The sequence below is a fragment of the Klebsiella sp. C283 genome (assembly GCF_048822555.1).
In the GTDB taxonomy this organism is placed as follows: Bacteria; Pseudomonadota; Gammaproteobacteria; order Enterobacterales; family Enterobacteriaceae; genus Klebsiella; species Klebsiella quasipneumoniae.
In genome coordinates this window covers 189,430-206,288 of the sequence record NZ_JBMEZS010000004.1, presented here as the reverse complement: position 1 = coordinate 206,288, position 16,859 = coordinate 189,430, and the positions used below count along the sequence as shown (strand labels likewise).

Annotated in this window: 12 protein-coding genes; 10 read left to right on the top strand and 2 right to left on the bottom strand. The window is 53.9% G+C overall.

Annotated features, from left to right (window positions below):
* The first annotated feature begins 8 nt into the window (after positions 1–8).
* Positions 9–563, top strand: coding sequence for a dTDP-4-dehydrorhamnose 3,5-epimerase (rfbC, locus tag ACOI7Z_RS09270; RefSeq protein WP_137916377.1), 555 nt, complete (start codon positions 9–11; stop codon positions 561–563).
* A 180-nt stretch (positions 564–743) separates the two neighbouring features.
* A complete protein-coding gene (gene ugd / locus ACOI7Z_RS09265) occupies positions 744–1,910 on the top strand; it encodes a UDP-glucose 6-dehydrogenase (protein WP_000704907.1) in 1,167 nt (388 codons plus the stop codon).
* Positions 1,911–2,332: 422 nt separating this feature from the next.
* On the opposite strand, the gene ACOI7Z_RS09260 is transcribed toward ugd, so the two are convergent.
* Together ACOI7Z_RS09260 and ACOI7Z_RS09255 are read right to left on the bottom strand one after the other, a co-directional pair.
* Entirely contained in the window at positions 2,333–2,455 is a 123-nt protein-coding gene (locus ACOI7Z_RS09260) for a small membrane protein (protein WP_000429184.1), read from the bottom strand.
* Between the two features lie 399 nt (positions 2,456–2,854).
* Positions 2,855–3,859 carry an NAD-dependent epimerase gene (locus ACOI7Z_RS09255; RefSeq protein WP_072422140.1) on the bottom strand — a complete coding sequence of 335 codons (1,005 nt, stop codon included), beginning with the start codon at positions 3,857–3,859 and terminating at the stop codon, positions 2,855–2,857.
* Positions 3,860–4,935: 1,076 nt separating this feature from the next.
* Here ACOI7Z_RS09255 and ACOI7Z_RS09250 point away from each other — a divergent pair.
* From ACOI7Z_RS09250 to wbdC, 8 genes are read left to right on the top strand one after another with little or no spacing between them, the layout of a single operon-like run.
* A complete protein-coding gene (locus ACOI7Z_RS09250) occupies positions 4,936–6,351 on the top strand; it encodes a mannose-1-phosphate guanylyltransferase/mannose-6-phosphate isomerase (RefSeq protein ID WP_012967599.1) in 1,416 nt (471 codons plus the stop codon).
* Between the two features lie 23 nt (positions 6,352–6,374).
* The gene (gene rfbK, locus ACOI7Z_RS09245) at positions 6,375–7,757 is read left to right on the top strand and encodes an O9 family phosphomannomutase RfbK (protein ID WP_049014738.1); all 1,383 of its coding nucleotides are present in this window, start codon (positions 6,375–6,377) and stop codon (positions 7,755–7,757) included.
* 5 nt (positions 7,758–7,762) lie between these two features.
* The gene (wzm, locus tag ACOI7Z_RS09240) at positions 7,763–8,548 is read left to right on the top strand and encodes an O9 family O-antigen export ABC transporter permease subunit (RefSeq protein WP_137916388.1); all 786 of its coding nucleotides are present in this window, start codon (positions 7,763–7,765) and stop codon (positions 8,546–8,548) included.
* A 2-nt stretch (positions 8,549–8,550) separates the two neighbouring features.
* Complete coding sequence (wzt, locus tag ACOI7Z_RS09235) at positions 8,551–9,846, top strand: O9 family O-antigen export ABC transporter ATP-binding subunit (protein WP_004203600.1); 1,296 nt, start codon at positions 8,551–8,553, stop codon at positions 9,844–9,846.
* 19 nt (positions 9,847–9,865) lie between these two features.
* Complete coding sequence (locus ACOI7Z_RS09230; protein WP_137916374.1) at positions 9,866–11,992, top strand: class I SAM-dependent methyltransferase; 2,127 nt, start codon at positions 9,866–9,868, stop codon at positions 11,990–11,992.
* A 10-nt stretch (positions 11,993–12,002) separates the two neighbouring features.
* Positions 12,003–14,525: a polymannosyl GlcNAc-diphospho-ditrans,octacis-undecaprenol 2,3-alpha-mannosylpolymerase WbdA gene (gene wbdA / locus ACOI7Z_RS09225; protein ID WP_137916373.1), complete on the top strand. Its 2,523-nt coding sequence runs from the start codon at positions 12,003–12,005 to the stop codon at positions 14,523–14,525.
* Positions 14,526–14,571: 46 nt separating this feature from the next.
* Positions 14,572–15,717 carry a glycosyltransferase family 4 protein gene (locus ACOI7Z_RS09220; RefSeq protein ID WP_008804110.1) on the top strand — a complete coding sequence of 382 codons (1,146 nt, stop codon included), beginning with the start codon at positions 14,572–14,574 and terminating at the stop codon, positions 15,715–15,717.
* Positions 15,718–15,726: 9 nt separating this feature from the next.
* Positions 15,727–16,842, top strand: coding sequence for an N-acetyl-alpha-D-glucosaminyl-diphospho-ditrans,octacis-undecaprenol 3-alpha-mannosyltransferase WbdC (gene wbdC / locus ACOI7Z_RS09215; RefSeq protein ID WP_004184789.1), 1,116 nt, complete (start codon positions 15,727–15,729; stop codon positions 16,840–16,842).
* Positions 16,843–16,859 lie beyond the last annotated feature (17 nt).

The following is a 16,859-nucleotide window of genomic DNA, read 5'->3' as shown; positions in this document are numbered from 1 at the left end:
AGCAAAAGATGAACATTATTAAAACAGAGATTCCTGACGTGCTGATTTTTGAACCGCGCGTGTTTGGTGATGCGCGGGGCTTCTTCTTTGAGAGCTTCAGCAGCAAGGTGTTTAATGAGGCGGTGGGCCGCCAGGTGGATTTCGTCCAGGATAACCACTCCCAGTCCCAGAAAGGCGTATTGCGCGGGCTGCACTATCAGCTGGATCCGCACGCCCAGGGCAAACTGGTCCGCTGTGTGGAAGGCGAGGTATTTGACGTGGCGGTGGATATCCGTCGTTCATCGCCAACCTTTGGCAAATGGGTGGGAGCGGTGCTCAGCGCAGAGAATAAACGTCAGTTGTGGATCCCGGAAGGGTTCGCCCACGGTTTTATGGCGCTGAGCGAAACTGTGCAGTTTGTCTACAAGGCGACGAATTACTACGCGCCGCATTCAGAACGGAGCATCATCTGGAACGATCCGGAGATAGGGATTGACTGGCCGGCGCTGAGCGACTGCGCACTGTCGCTGTCGGAGAAAGATCTACAGGCACATACTCTGGCCACCGCAGAAGTATATAAATAATTAGGTTGTTTTTTCCTCAAATGGCGGGTTCCAGATGGAACTCGTCATGTTTATTCGTTAACAAGCCGGGTCAACCGGCTGACTTGACTAACCTTCTTTCTAAGCGTAAAACCGCCCACAGCATTATTTAATTTTGTGGCTATCCGCCATTATCCAGTTAACTGATTAAAGTGTAATCTCATGAAAATTACTATTTCCGGTACAGGTTATGTTGGTTTATCGAACGGTGTCCTGATTGCGCAAAACCACGAAGTGGTGGCCCTGGATATCGTACAGGCCAAAGTGGATATGCTTAACCAGAAGATCTCTCCGATTGTCGATAAAGAGATTCAGGAATATCTGGCAGAAAAGCCGTTAAATTTCCGTGCCACCACGGACAAGCACGACGCCTATCGTAATGCCGACTACGTGATCATTGCGACGCCGACTGACTACGATCCGAAAACCAACTACTTTAATACCTCAACGGTTGAAGCGGTTATTCGCGATGTCACCGAGATCAACCCGAATGCGGTGATGATCATTAAATCGACCATCCCGGTGGGTTTCACCCGCGACATCAAAGAACGTTTAGGGATTGATAATGTTATTTTCTCTCCTGAGTTCCTGCGTGAAGGTCGTGCGCTGTACGACAACCTGCACCCGTCGCGTATTGTCATCGGTGAGCGCTCTGCGCGTGCCGAACGTTTCGCAGACCTGCTGAAAGAAGGTGCGATCAAGCAGGATATCCCGACCCTGTTTACCGACTCCACTGAAGCGGAAGCGATCAAACTGTTCGCGAACACCTATCTGGCGCTGCGCGTTGCCTATTTCAACGAACTCGACAGCTATGCTGAAAGCCAGGGGCTGAACAGCAAGCAGATTATCGAAGGGGTATGCCTGGATCCGCGTATCGGCAACCACTATAACAACCCGTCCTTTGGCTACGGCGGCTACTGTCTGCCGAAAGATACCAAGCAGCTGCTGGCGAACTACGAATCGGTCCCGAACAACATTATCGCGGCTATCGTCGATGCCAACCGTACCCGTAAAGACTTTATTGCGGATTCTATTCTCGCCCGTAAGCCAAAAGTGGTGGGTGTGTATCGCCTGATCATGAAGAGCGGCTCAGATAACTTCCGTGCCTCTTCTATTCAGGGCATTATGAAGCGCATCAAGGCAAAAGGTATTCCGGTTATTATCTATGAACCGGTGATGCAGGAAGATGAGTTCTTTAACTCCCGCGTCGTGCGCGATCTGGATGCCTTCAAACAAGAGGCGGATGTGATCATTTCTAACCGTATGGCTGAAGAGCTGGCGGATGTCGCGGATAAGGTTTATACCCGCGATCTGTTTGGTAACGATTAATTCTGCCTGTCTGACACTGGCGGCTCCCCGCCGCCAGTATGCTTCTTTATCTCCCCGCTATATCCCTCACTGCGCGTATTTCTCGCACATTCAGATTAACCTCAATAAATTGTGATGGACATTACGATCCTGCTCAAAACCCGTTGCGGGTTGAAAACAGGTCCGATAAGTTAAACTTACCTTGTGAAGAGCTACCGTCACTGTGATGTAGATGCCGGAGATAAGCGCCGGGAGGTAAAACGAAGCCTGCAACGCAGGCTTTTGTTATTTATGCCCTGAGGAAATATGTGGAACAGGACGCGAGTAACGTTATTTTTTCTTGCCTTAAGGCCACGCCAAAACGCAGAATGAACGGTCATTCTGTCATATCATTTTTTTATCTCTTAATATTATCTTAATCTAAATGCAATATGGAGCGAGTCTTACCACTTGCGTTTATTAAACGTCAGTTTTGTTTTCTTTCTGTCTTTCAAATATGAAATTAAAAAGAAAACAGACACAGCAAGTAGTATGGCAGCGACCACTAAGAAAAATAGGTTTTCCATAATATCTACCACAGCTTTTTGTTGGTTGAATCATTAGCATGTTAAGCAACACGTCAGCCCGGAAGCGCTGAATTGCGATCTCTAACATATCCTGTTCTTAAGAAAATTCCTACAGAAAGTAATGTCTTTTATTTATCAGGAGAAAATGCTGGAGGAGCCATTAAAAATAGTATTGAAAAGAGTGATAGCAGGGGACCGGGCTTAAAGTTGTTGGCTTTTTCGCTGGCGGGCAGATGAAACTGGTTTCGGCACCGTCGTTAAAACCAGTAAAAATTATTCTTTAGCACAAAAAAGTATAGCCTGTGCCAGGCTCGGGTAAAGAAATGAATGATAAAGGAAGACAATACGGGATGCTTATCCGTTGCCGCAATCAGCGGATTGCGGCAGGGCAGAGACAGGTTAGATCTGATAGTAATCCTTATACCACTCCACGAAGTTCTTCACGCCTTCTTTCACTGATGTCTGTGGCTTAAAGCCCACCAGGTCATATAGCGGCTGGGTGTCTGCACTGGTGTCCAGCACATCGCCCGGCTGAATCGGCATCATATTCTTCTTCGCTTCCATCCCCAGGGCTTCTTCCAGGGCGGTGATATAATCCATCAGTTCCACCGGCGAGCTGTTGCCAATGTTATAGACCCGGTACGGCGCGGAGCTGGTGGCCGGGGAACCATTCTCAACGGTCCAGTCGGCATTGGCCTGCGGGATCACATCCTGAACGCGCACCACCGCCTCGACGATATCGTCGATATAGGTGAAATCGCGCTTCATTTTGCCGTAGTTGTAAACGTCGATACTTTTCCCTTCCAGCATCGCTTTCGTGAACTTGAACAGCGCCATATCCGGGCGGCCCCACGGACCATAGACCGTAAAGAAGCGCAGCCCGGTGGTAGGGATGCCGTACAGATGGGAATAGGTATGCGCCATCAGCTCATTGGCTTTCTTGGTGGCGGCGTACAGGGAGACTGGATGATCGACGGAATCCTCCGTGGAGAACGGCATTTTGCGATTAAGGCCGTAAACCGAGCTGGAGGAGGCGTATACCAGGTGTTTCACTTTGGTATGACGGCAGCCTTCCAGAATATTCAGGTACCCCATCAGGTTTGCGTCGGCGTAGGCATACGGGTTTTCCAGCGAATAGCGCACGCCGGCCTGGGCCGCAAGGTGGATCACGCGGTCAAACTGTTCTGCGGCGAACAGCGTCGCCATACCCTCACGGTCGGCAAGATCCAGCTGCTGGAAATGGAATGCCGGAGAGGACAGGCGATCCAGACGGGCCTGCTTCAGGCTGACGTCATAGTAGTCGTTCATGTTGTCGATCCCGACAACGTCATGCCCTTCATTCAGCAGGCGCTGCGCGATATGAAAGCCGATAAAACCTGCGGCACCAGTGACCAAAAACTTCATATTTTTCCTCCGGGGTGTGGATATCCCGTTCTACATAAGGGCCGATTTTACACTGGCTTGCGGCTGGGATCACTTGCTTTGCCGCGTCTTATCCGCCAGGCGTGAAGTGAAGGGCGCTTTTTTCTGGCAAAATCGTGGTGGCAAAGGCTGATAAATAACAATGTTTCTCATTTGACTGTTAGCTGTCGAATAATAACCTTGTGACCTGTCAGCGGTTTAGCGATTCATGGCGCAATCATAAAGGTCGCCAATCCCCCCGGTATGGCGTAATTTTGTTTAAAGTTATATTTTCGTCAGCGGATGATTTAGCAAATGGGCAAAATCTCTGTAGTGTTTTCTCTGATTTTTTGATTAATATCAATGGATTAGATTGGTTTTGTTTGTTTGGTGAATGTTTATAATGTGTATTATTTGAGTAATCCATTAATCAGTAGGCTTTTTTATTTTTATTCCCCGCGACCAGCGCTATAATCTGCGGACGATTTTCTTTGTGGAATGTGCAGTGTAGAGCATGAGTCGTTTATCCCTCCTGTCGGAACAAAGCGCCGTCGCCATGTGCATAGGGCCATCAAGCCTGGCCGCGCGTTGTCTCCCTGGCGGCGAAAGCGATGTCTCTTCTTATCTTTCCCCGCATCGTGGACGCTCCTTTCTGACGCTTGCTGACACCGGCAGGCCGCCCGTTTCTCTTTCGTCGGTGGCGGAAAGCGCACGCGTGATACCCTGCGTAAATGAGAAAGTCCTGATGGTTAACCCGGCGGCAAATGCGGAAAGTGTGGGGCATTTCGCGGCCAGGTGAGGACAGATGCATATTAAAAGCAGAGATATGTCCCAGGACATATCTCTGCTTTTAGGTTTTCAGGACACCCGTTCCGTCAGGCTGGCTTTTCAGGCCGCTGAGTGAACGATCTGCCGATAGCCTGAAGCGAAAGAGGGTGGCGTTTAGCCTGAAGCTCGGGAGCAGTACGCATTTTGGTTGCGACAGCCAATGGCGGTAGCGTGCCTGAAAAAGGCCATTCCACCCGACGGTCGATTGATTGATAGTAAAATAAAGCAATTATTTATTTAAGGATTTCATTATGTTACTTCCTGTAATTATGGCTGGTGGTACCGGCAGTCGTCTCTGGCCGATGTCTCGCGAGCTTTACCCGAAACAGTTCCTCCGGCTGTACGGGCAGAACTCCATGCTGCAGGAAACCATCACCCGACTCTCGGGCCTTGAAATCCATGAACCGATGGTCATCTGTAACGAAGAGCACCGCTTCCTGGTGGCCGAACAGCTGCGTCAGCTCAACAAGCTGTCCAACAACATTATTCTCGAGCCGGTCGGGCGCAACACCGCCCCGGCCATTGCTCTGGCGGCCCTTCAGGCCACCCGCCACGGTGACGACCCGCTGATGCTGGTCCTCGCCGCCGACCATATCATCAATAACCAGCCGGTCTTCCACGACGCCATCCGCGTCGCCGAGCAGTATGCCGATGAAGGCCACCTGGTCACCTTCGGTATCGTGCCGAACGCCCCGGAAACCGGCTACGGCTACATCCAGCGCGGCGTGGCCCTCACCGACAGCGCCCACACCCCGTACCAGGTGGCCCGCTTCGTGGAGAAGCCGGACCGCGAGCGCGCTGAGGCCTACCTCGCCTCCGGGGAGTACTACTGGAACAGCGGCATGTTTATGTTCCGCGCCAAAAAATACCTCTCCGAGCTGGCCAAATTCCGCCCGGATATCCTCGAAGCCTGCCAGGCCGCGGTGAACGCCGCCGACAACGGCAGCGACTTCATCAGCATCCCGCATGACATTTTCTGCGAGTGCCCGGACGAGTCCGTGGACTACGCGGTGATGGAGAAAACCGCCGACGCGGTGGTGGTCGGTCTCGATGCCGACTGGAGCGACGTCGGCTCCTGGTCCGCCCTGTGGGAGGTCAGCCCGAAAGATGAGCAGGGCAACGTCCTCAGCGGCGACGCGTGGGTGCATAACAGCGAAAACTGCTACATCAACAGCGACGAGAAACTGGTGGCGGCCATCGGCGTGGAGAATCTGGTGATTGTCAGCACCAAGGACGCCGTGCTGGTGATGAACCGCGAGCGTTCCCAGGACGTCAAGAAGGCGGTCGAGTTCCTCAAGCAGAACCAGCGCAGCGAGTACAAGCGCCACCGCGAGATTTACCGTCCCTGGGGCCGCTGCGACGTGGTGGTCCAGACCCCGCGCTTCAACGTCAACCGTATCACCGTGAAACCGGGCGGCGCCTTCTCGATGCAGATGCACCACCACCGCGCCGAGCACTGGGTCATTCTCGCCGGCACCGGCCAGGTAACGGTCAACGGCAAGCAGTTCCTGCTGACCGAGAACCAGTCCACCTTTATTCCGATTGGCGCCGAGCACAGCCTGGAAAACCCGGGCCGCATTCCGCTGGAAGTGCTGGAGATCCAGTCGGGGTCGTACCTCGGCGAGGACGACATTATTCGTATTAAAGACCAGTATGGTCGTTGCTAATTTTTTTCGGGACAAAACGCAGAATGACACAGTTAACATGCTTTAAGGCTTATGACATCCGTGGTGAACTGGGCGAGGAGCTGAACGAGGACATCGCCTACCGTATCGGCCGCGCCTACGGCGAATTTCTGAAACCCGGGAAGATAGTGGTGGGGGGCGATGTGCGCCTCACCAGCGAGTCGCTGAAGCTGGCGCTGGCCCGCGGGCTGATGGACGCCGGCACCGACGTGCTGGATATCGGCCTGAGCGGCACCGAGGAGATTTACTTCGCCACCTTCCACCTCGGGGTGGACGGCGGTATCGAGGTGACGGCGAGCCACAACCCGATGAACTACAACGGCATGAAGCTGGTGCGCGAGAACGCGAAGCCCATCAGCGGCGACACCGGCCTGCGTGACATCCAGCGCCTGGCGGAGGAAAACCAGTTCCCGCCGGTGGACCCGGCGCGTCGCGGCACCCTGCGCCAGATTTCGGTGCTGAAGGAGTACGTTGACCACCTGATGGGCTACGTGGACCTGGCGAACTTCACCCGTCCGCTGAAGCTGGTGGTGAACTCCGGTAACGGGGCGGCGGGGCACGTGATTGATGAGGTGGAGAAACGCTTTGCGGCGGCCGGGGCGCCGGTGACCTTTATCAAGGTGCATCATCAGCCGGACGGCCATTTCCCGAACGGTATCCCGAACCCGCTGCTGCCGGAGTGCCGCCAGGACACCGCCGACGCGGTGCGTGCGCATCAGGCGGACATGGGTATCGCCTTTGACGGCGACTTCGACCGCTGCTTCCTGTTCGATGACGAGGCGTCGTTTATCGAGGGGTACTACATTGTCGGCCTGCTGGCGGAAGCGTTCCTGCAGAAGCAGCCGGGGGCGAAAATCATTCACGACCCGCGCCTGACGTGGAACACGGTGGACATCGTGACCCGCAGCGGCGGGCAGCCGGTGATGTCGAAGACCGGGCATGCGTTCATCAAGGAGCGGATGCGCCAGGAAGATGCCATCTACGGCGGGGAGATGAGCGCGCACCACTACTTCCGTGACTTCGCCTACTGCGACAGCGGGATGATCCCGTGGCTGCTGGTGGCGGAGCTGCTGTGCCTGAAGAACAGCTCGCTGAAATCGCTGGTGGAGGACCGCCAGGCGGCGTTCCCGGCGTCGGGGGAGATCAACCGCAAGCTGGGTAATGCGGCGGAGGCGATCGCCCGTATCCGGGCGCAGTATGAGCCGGCGGCCGCACACATCGACACAACGGACGGTATCAGTATTGAATACCCTGAGTGGCGCTTTAACCTGCGCACATCCAACACGGAGCCGGTGGTGCGCCTGAACGTTGAGTCCAGAGCGGATACGGCGTTGATGAACGAGAAAACCGCCGAGCTGCTCAACCTGTTAAAAGAGGAATCGCTTTGAGTCCTATGTTTTCAGCGATCTATCGCTACCGTGGCTTTATTATTGACAGCGTTAAACGGGACTTTCAGTCCCGTTACCAGACCAGCTTTTTAGGCGCGGCATGGCTGATCTTGCAGCCGATCGCCATGATTTCCGTTTATACATTAATCTTTTCTGAATTAATGCGTGCCCGCCTGGCGGGCATGGACGGCCCTTTTGCCTATAGCATCTACCTCTGTTCCGGGGTGTTAACCTGGGGGCTGTTCACGGAAACGCTCAACAATCTGGTCAACGTTTTTTTGACCAACGCCAACATTCTTAAAAAGCTCAGCTTTCCGCGGATCTGTTTACCGATCATCGTCACCGCCTCGGCGTTCATTAACTTCCTGATCATTTTTGGTCTGTTTGTACTGTTTCTGATCGTCACGGGCAATTTCCCGGGCATGATTTTCTTTGAAATCATTCCGGTGCTGATCGTCCAGATGCTGTTTACTCTTGGCCTGGGGATTATCCTCGGCGTGCTGAACGTTTTTGTCCGCGACGTCGGGCAGTTCGTCAATATCCTGCTGCAGTTTTGGTTCTGGTTTACGCCTATTGTTTACGTGTCCAAAACGCTGCCGGAATGGGTTTCAGGTCTGCTGGCGTATAACCCGATGGCGACCATTATCGGTTCCTACCAGAACGTGATGCTCTATCACCAGAGCCCTGACTGGATGGCGCTGCTTCCGGTCACAGTGGTGTCGGTCATTCTGTTTTTATTTGCCTGGCGTTTATTTAAAAAACATGCCGCTGATATTGTGGACGAGATTTAATCATGAGTATCAAAGTTCAGCACGTCGGCAAGGCGTATAAATATTATCCATCCAAATGGAACCGGGTCATCGAGAAACTGCTGCCGGGCGATAAGCCGCGGCACAGCAAAAAATGGGTGTTAAAAGACATCAATTTCAGCATTGAACCCGGTGAAGCAGTTGGTATTGTCGGGGTGAACGGCGCAGGTAAAAGTACGTTGCTGAAGCTGCTGACCGGCACCACCCAGCCCACCAAAGGCAGCATTGAGATCCAGGGGCGCGTCGCTGCGCTGCTGGAGCTGGGCATGGGCTTCCATCCCGACTTTACCGGCCGGCAGAACGTGTATATGTCCGGGCTGATGATGGGCCTGAGCCGGGAAGAGATCGAGCGCTTAATGCCGGAGATCGAAGCCTTTGCGGATATCGGCGACTACATTGAAGAGCCGGTGCGCATCTATTCCAGCGGCATGCAAATGCGTCTGGCGTTCGCCGTGGCCACCGCTTCTCGCCCGGATATTCTGATCGTCGATGAAGCGCTCTCCGTGGGTGACTCCCGTTTTCAGGCGAAATGCTATGCTCGCATCGCGGACTTCAAAAAGCAGGGGACCACGCTGCTGCTGGTTTCCCACAGCGCCGGGGATATCGTCAAGCACTGCGACCGCGCCATTTTCCTCAAAAATGGTGACATCTGCATGGACGGCACCGCCCGTGACGTGACCAACCGTTACCTGGATGAGCTGTTTGGCAAACCTGATAAAGACAGCGCCAAGAAAAGCGAAACGGCTACCTCGTCAGCCAGTGGCGAAAGCCAGATGTCGCTCGATGAGATTGAAGATGTGTACCACACGCGCCCAGGCTATCGTCCGGAAGAATATCGCTGGGGGCAGGGTGGCGCGAAAATCATCGATTATCATATCCAGAGCGCCGGGGTTGATTTTCCCCCCTCACTGACGGGCAATCAGCAGACCGATTTTCTGATGAAGGTCGTGTTTGAATACGATTTTGATTGCGTGGTGCCAGGCATCCTGATTAAGACCCTCGATGGCTTATTCCTCTACGGAACCAACTCTTTCCTCGCCTCTGAAGGGCGGGAAAATATTTCGGTTTCCCGCGGCGATGTTCGGGTCTTTAAATTTAGCCTTCCGGTTGATTTAAACAGTGGCGATTACCTGCTGTCATTTGGTATCTCTGCCGGCAACCCACAGACGGATATGACGCCGCTGGACAGACGTTACGACTCCATTATTTTACATGTGACCAAGAGCATGGATTTCTGGGGTGTCATCGATCTTAAGTCGTCCTTTACTAGCTACCAATGACGTTGAGAAAAACGATTCCATGACTAAAGACTTAAACACGCTGGTTAGCGAATTACCTGAGATTTATCAAACTATTTTTGGCCATCCCGAGTGGGATGGCGACGCCGCTCGCGATTGTAATCAACGTCTCGATTTGATTACCGAACAGTACGATAACTTATCCCGCGCGCTGGGCCGCCCGCTTAAGGTTCTCGATCTGGGCTGCGCTCAGGGCTTTTTCAGCCTGAGCCTGGCAAGCAAAGGCGCGACTATCGTTGGTATCGATTTCCAGCAGGAAAATATTAACGTGTGCCGCGCGCTGGCCGAAGAAAACCCCGACTTTGCCGCCGAATTCCGGGTAGGCAGAATTGAAGAGGTGATCGCCGCGCTGGAAGAGGGCGAGTTTGATCTGGCCATTGGCTTAAGCGTGTTTCACCATATTGTTCATCTTCATGGTATCGATGAAGTTAAACGTCTGCTCTCGCGCCTGGCGGATGTCACCCAGGCGGTGATCCTTGAGCTGGCGGTGAAAGAAGAACCGCTCTACTGGGGCGTTTCTCAGCCGGACGATCCGCGCGAACTGATTGAGCAGTGCGCGTTTTATCGCCTGATTGGCGAGTTTGATACCCATTTATCCCCCGTTCCGCGCCCGATGTACCTGGTCAGCAACCACCGGGTGGTGCTCAACGATTTTAATCAGCCGTTCCAGCACTGGCAGAATCAGCCCTATGCCGGGGCCGGCCTCGCGCATAAGCGCAGCCGTCGCTACTTCTTTGGCGAAGATTATGTATGCAAGTTTTTCTATTACGACATGCCCCACGGCATCCTGACGGCGGAAGAGAGCCAGCGTAATAAACATGAACTGCATAATGAAATAAAGTTCCTGACGCAACCGCCAGCGGGCTTTGACGCGCCGGCAGTACTGGCCCACGGCGAAAATGCTCAGTCTGGCTGGCTGGTGATGGAAAAACTCCCGGGTCGTTTGCTGAGCGATATGCTGGCAGCCGGAGAGGAGATCGATCGTGAAAAAATCCTGGGTAGCTTGCTCCGTTCCTTAGCGGCGCTGGAGAAACAAGGGTTCTGGCATGACGATGTGCGCCCATGGAACGTGATGGTCGATGCCCGACAGCATGCCCGCTTAATTGACTTCGGCTCTATCGTTACCAAGCCGCAGGACTGCAGCTGGCCGACGAACCTTGTCCAGTCGTTCTTCGTGTTTGTGAATGAGCTGTTTGCCGAAAACAAAAGCTGGAACGGTTTCTGGCGCTCGGCGCCCGTGCATCCGTTCAACCTGCCGCAGCCGTGGTCTAACTGGCTGTATGCGGTCTGGCAGGAGCCGGTTGAACGCTGGAACTTTGCCCTGCTGTTAGCGCAGTTCGACAAGAAAGCGAAGCTGCCGTCAGCTGAACAGCAGCGTGGGGCGACGGAGCAGTGGATCATCGCTCAGGAGACGGTGCTGCTGGAGCTCCAGTCCCGGGTGCGAAATGAAAGCGCCGGCTCGGAGGCGTTGCGCGGCCAAATCCATACCCTGGAAGAGCAGATGGCTCAGCTGCAGTCTGCTCAGGATACGTTAGTCGAGAAAGCGCAACAGCCAGTGGAAGTCAGCCATGAACTCGCCTGGCTTGGTGAGAATATGGCGCAGCTGACCGCGCTGCTGGAGTCGGCACAAGCGCACGCCCAGGCTGACGTTCAGCCCGAGTTGCCCCCTGAAACCGCTGAGCTCCTCCAGCGACTGGAAGCCGCTAACCGGGAGATCCACCATTTAAGCAACGAAAACCAACAGCTTCGCCAGGAAATTGAAAAAATCCATCGCAGCCGTTCCTGGAGAATGACCAAGGGTTATCGTTATCTGGGCCTGCAGATCCATTTGCTGAGGCAGTATGGTTTCGTGCAGCGGTGTAAACATTTTATTAAGCGCGTCCTGCGGTTTGTTTTCTCATTTATGAGAAAACATCCGCAGGTAAAACATACCGCGGTAAATGGTTTACATAAGCTGGGCCTTTATCAGCCGGCCTATCGTTTGTATCGTCGTATGAATCCACTGCCGCACAGTCAGTATCAGGCTGATGCGCAGATTTTATCGCAGACTGAACTGCAAGTGATGCATCCGGAGCTTTTACCTCCGGAGGTTTATGAAATTTATCTCAAACTAACGAAAAATAAATAAGGAGATTAACTTGCATATTTTGATTGATGTCCAGGGTTACCAGTCGGAAAGTAAAGTCCGTGGTATTGGTCGCAGTACCCTGGCCATGAGCCGCGCCATTATTGAAAATGCCGGTGAACATCGCGTCAGTATTTTGATCAATGGCATGTATCCCATTGATAATATTAATGATGTTAAAATGGCCTATCGGGACCTGCTGACGGATGAAGATATGTTCATCTTCTCAGCCGTCGCGCCAACAGCCTATCGTCATATTGAAAACCATGGCCGCAGTAAAGCGGCCCAGGCGGCCCGCGATATCGCTATCGCCAATATCGCGCCTGATATCGTCTATGTTATTAGCTTCTTCGAGGGGCATAGCGATAGTTATACCGTGTCTATTCCGGCGGATAATGTGCCGTGGAAAACGGTGTGCGTATGCCACGATCTGATCCCGCTGTTAAATAAAGAGCGTTATCTCGGCGATCCGAATTTCCGTGAGTTTTATATGAATAAGCTGGCGGAATTTGAGCGGGCAGACGCGATCTTCGCTATTTCGCAGTCGGCAGCTCAGGAAGTGATCGAATATACCGACATCGCCAGCGATCGGGTACTGAACATCTCCTCGGCGGTGGGCGAAGAGTTTGCGGTGAACGATTATTCCGCTGAGCGTATTCAGTCTTTAAAAGACAAATACAGCCTGCCGGATGAGTTTATCTTGTCGCTGGCGATGATCGAGCCGCGGAAAAATATTGAAGCGCTTATTCACGCCTACAGCTTGCTGCCTGCCGAGCTGCAGCAGCGCTATGCGATGGTGCTGGCGTATAAAGTGCAGCCAGAACAACTGGAGCGGATCCTGCGTCTGGCGGAAAGCTATGGTCTGTCACGCAGCCAGCTTATCTTTACCGGTTTCCTGACCGACGACGATCTGATTGCCCTGTACAACCTGTGCAAACTGTTCGTGTTCCCGTCGCTGCATGAAGGTTTCGGTCTGCCGCCGCTGGAAGCGATGCGCTGCGGGGCGGCGACCTTAGGTTCAAACATTACCAGCCTGCCGGAAGTCATTGGCTGGGAAGATGCCATGTTCAATCCGCATGATGTACAGGACATTCGCCGGGTCATGGAGAAGGCGCTGACCGATGAGGCGTTTTATCGTGAGCTGAAGGCGCATGCTCTGACGCAGTCGGCCAAATTCTCCTGGGCCAACACCGCCCATCTGGCGATCGAGGGTTTCACTCGTCTGCTGCAGTCGTCCCAAGAGGCGGATGCCGGGCAGGCGGAAAGCGTGACCGCCTCCCGCCTTCAGACGATGCAGAAAATCGATGCGCTGAGCGAAGTCGACCGTCTTGGTCTGGCATGGGCGGTTGCGCGCAATAGCTTTAAGCGCCATACCCGCAAGCTGCTGGTGGACATTTCGGTTCTGGCGCAGCATGACGCGAAGACCGGGATCCAGCGTGTCTCGCGCAGCATCCTCAGCGAATTACTGAAATCTGGCGTGCCGGGTTACGAGGTTTCCGCCGTCTACTACACCCCTGGCGAGTGTTACCGCTACGCCAACCAATATCTGTCCAGTCATTTCCCGGGCGAATTTGGTGCTGACGAACCGGTGCTGTTCAGCAAAGACGATGTGCTTATCGCCACCGATCTGACCGCGCATCTCTTCCCGGAGCTGGTGACGCAAATTGACAGCATGCGCGCCGCCGGGGCGTTCGCCTGCTTCGTGGTGCATGATATTCTGCCATTACGACGTCCGGAGTGGAGTATCGAAGGCATTCAGCGTGATTTCCCGATCTGGCTGTCCTGCCTCGCAGAGCACGCCGACCGGCTGATATGCGTCTCTGCCAGCGTCGCCGAAGATGTGAAAGCGTGGATTGCGGAAAATAGCCATTGGGTGAAACCGAACCCGCTGCAGACCGTCAGCAACTTCCATCTGGGCGCCGACCTCGATGCCAGCGTACCGTCCACTGGCATGCCGGAAAATGCACAGGCGCTGTTAGCAGCGATGGCTGCAGCCCCGTCATTTATCATGGTGGGTACCATGGAGCCGCGCAAAGGCCACGCCCAGACGCTGGCCGCCTTCGAGGAACTGTGGCGCGAGGGCAAAGACTACAACTTGTTTATCGTCGGCAAACAGGGCTGGAACGTTGACAGCTTGTGCGAAAAATTACGCCATCATCCGCAGCTGAACAAAAAGCTGTTCTGGCTGCAGAATATCAGCGACGAGTTTTTGGCCGAGCTATACGCTCGTTCACGCGCGCTGATCTTTGCCTCGCAGGGAGAAGGCTTTGGCCTGCCGTTGATTGAAGCGGCGCAGAAAAAGCTGCCAGTGATTATTCGCGACATTCCAGTGTTTAAAGAGATTGCTCAGGAACATGCCTGGTATTTCTCCGGTGAAGCGCCGTCCGACATCGCGAAGGCGGTAGAAGAGTGGTTAGCCCTGTACGAGCAAAACGCGCATCCTCGTTCCGAAAATATCAACTGGTTAACCTGGAAACAGAGCGCGGAATTTCTCCTGAAAAACCTGCCGATTATCGCGCCAGCCGCGAAGCAATAATCGCTATCAACAGGGCTACTCCGGTGGCCCTTGTGATGAGTTCGTTATGAAAATTATTTTTGCTACTGAGCCAATTAAATACCCATTAACGGGCATCGGTCGGTATTCCCTGGAGTTGGTTAAGCGGCTGGCGGTCGCTCGCGAAATCGAAGAGCTGAAGCTGTTTCACGGCGCGTCGTTTATCGATCAGATCCCCCAGGTTGAGAATAAAAGCGATACCAAAGCCAGCAATCATGGTCGTCTGTCGGCGTTTCTGCGCCGCCAGCCGCTGCTGATTGAGGCGTATCGTCTGCTGCATCCGCGGCGCCAGGCATGGGCATTGCGCGACTATAAAGATTACATCTACCATGGTCCCAATTTTTATCTGCCGCATCGCCTGGAACGCGCCGTGACCACGTTTCATGACATCTCCATTTTTACCTGCCCGGAATATCATCCAAAAGATCGGGTTCGCTATATGGAGAAGTCCCTGCACGAGAGCCTGGATTCGGCAAAGCTGATCCTGACCGTCTCTGACTTCTCGCGCAGTGAAATCATCCGCCTGTTCAACTATCCGGCGGATCGGATCGTCACCACCAAGCTGGCCTGCAGCAGCGACTATATTCCGCGCAGCCCGGCGGAGTGCCTGCCGGTCCTGCAAAAATATCAGCTGGCGTGGCAGGGCTACGCGTTGTATATCGGCACCATGGAGCCGCGTAAAAATATCCGCGGTTTGCTGCAGGCCTATCAGCTGCTGCCGATGGAGACCCGCATGCGCTACCCGCTGATCCTCAGCGGTTATCGCGGCTGGGAAGATGATGTGCTGTGGCAGTTAGTCGAGCGCGGTACGCGGGAAGGGTGGATCCGTTACCTGGGCTATGTCCCGGATGAAGACCTGCCTTATCTGTACGCGGCGGCCAGAACCTTTGTTTATCCCTCCTTCTATGAGGGATTCGGTTTACCTATTCTTGAAGCGATGTCTTGCGGTGTGCCGGTAGTATGTTCCAATGTCACTTCTTTGCCTGAGGTGGTTGGCGATGCCGGCCTCGTTGCCGATCCTAATGATGTAGACGCGATTAGCGCGCATATTTTGCAGAGCCTGCAGGATGATAGCTGGCGGGAAATCGCCACCGCGCGCGGTCTTGCCCAGGCGAAACAGTTTTCGTGGGAGAACTGTACGACCCAGACCATTAACGCCTATAAATTACTCTAAGGGTGTCAGTTGAGAGTTCTACACGTCTATAAGACCTACTATCCCGATACCTACGGCGGTATTGAGCAGGTCATTTATCAGCTCAGTCAGGGCTGCGCCCGCCGCGGAATCGCAGCAGATGTATTTACTTTTAGCCCGGACAAAGAGACAGGACCTGTCGCCTACGAAGACCATCGGGTCATTTATAATAAGCAGCTTTTTGAAATTGCCTCCACGCCGTTTTCGCTGAAAGCGTTAAAGCGTTTTAAGCAGATTAAAGATGATTACGACATCATCAACTACCATTTTCCGTTTCCATTCATGGATATGTTGCATCTCTCGGCGCGACCTGACGCCAGAACGGTGGTGACCTATCATTCTGATATTGTGAAACAAAAACGGTTGATGAAGCTGTACCAGCCGCTGCAGGAGCGATTCCTCGCCAGCGTAGACTGCATTGTCGCCTCGTCGCCCAACTACGTGGCTTCCAGCCAGACCCTGAAAAAATATCAGGATAAAACCGTGGTGATCCCGTTTGGTCTGGAACAGCACGACGTGCAGCACGATCCGCAGCGGGTGGCGCACTGGCGGGAAACCGTCGGCGATAACTTCTTCCTTTTCGTCGGCGCTTTCCGCTACTACAAAGGGCTGCACATTCTGCTGGATGCCGCCGAGCGTAGCCGGCTGCCGGTGGTGATCGTCGGGGGCGGGCCGCTGGAGGCGGAAGTGCGTCGTGAAGCGCAGCAGCGTGGGCTGAGCAATGTGGTATTTACCGGCATGCTCAACGACGAAGATAAATACATTCTCTTCCAGCTCTGCCGTGGCGTGGTCTTCCCCTCGCATCTGCGCTCCGAGGCGTTTGGCATTACGTTACTGGAAGGCGCGCGCTTCGCCAGGCCGCTGATCTCCTGCGAGATCGGCACCGGGACCTCGTTCATTAACCAGGACAAAGTGAATGGCTGTGTGATCCCGCCGAATGACAGCCAGGCGCTGGTGGAGGCGATGAATGAGCTCTGGCATAACGATGAAACCGCCAGCCGCTATGGCGAAAACTCGCGTCGTCGTTTTGAAGAGATGTTTACTGCCGACCATATGATTGACGCTTACGTCAATCTCTACACTACGCTGCTGGAAAGCAAATCCTGAGGCCAGCTACCCCCGCC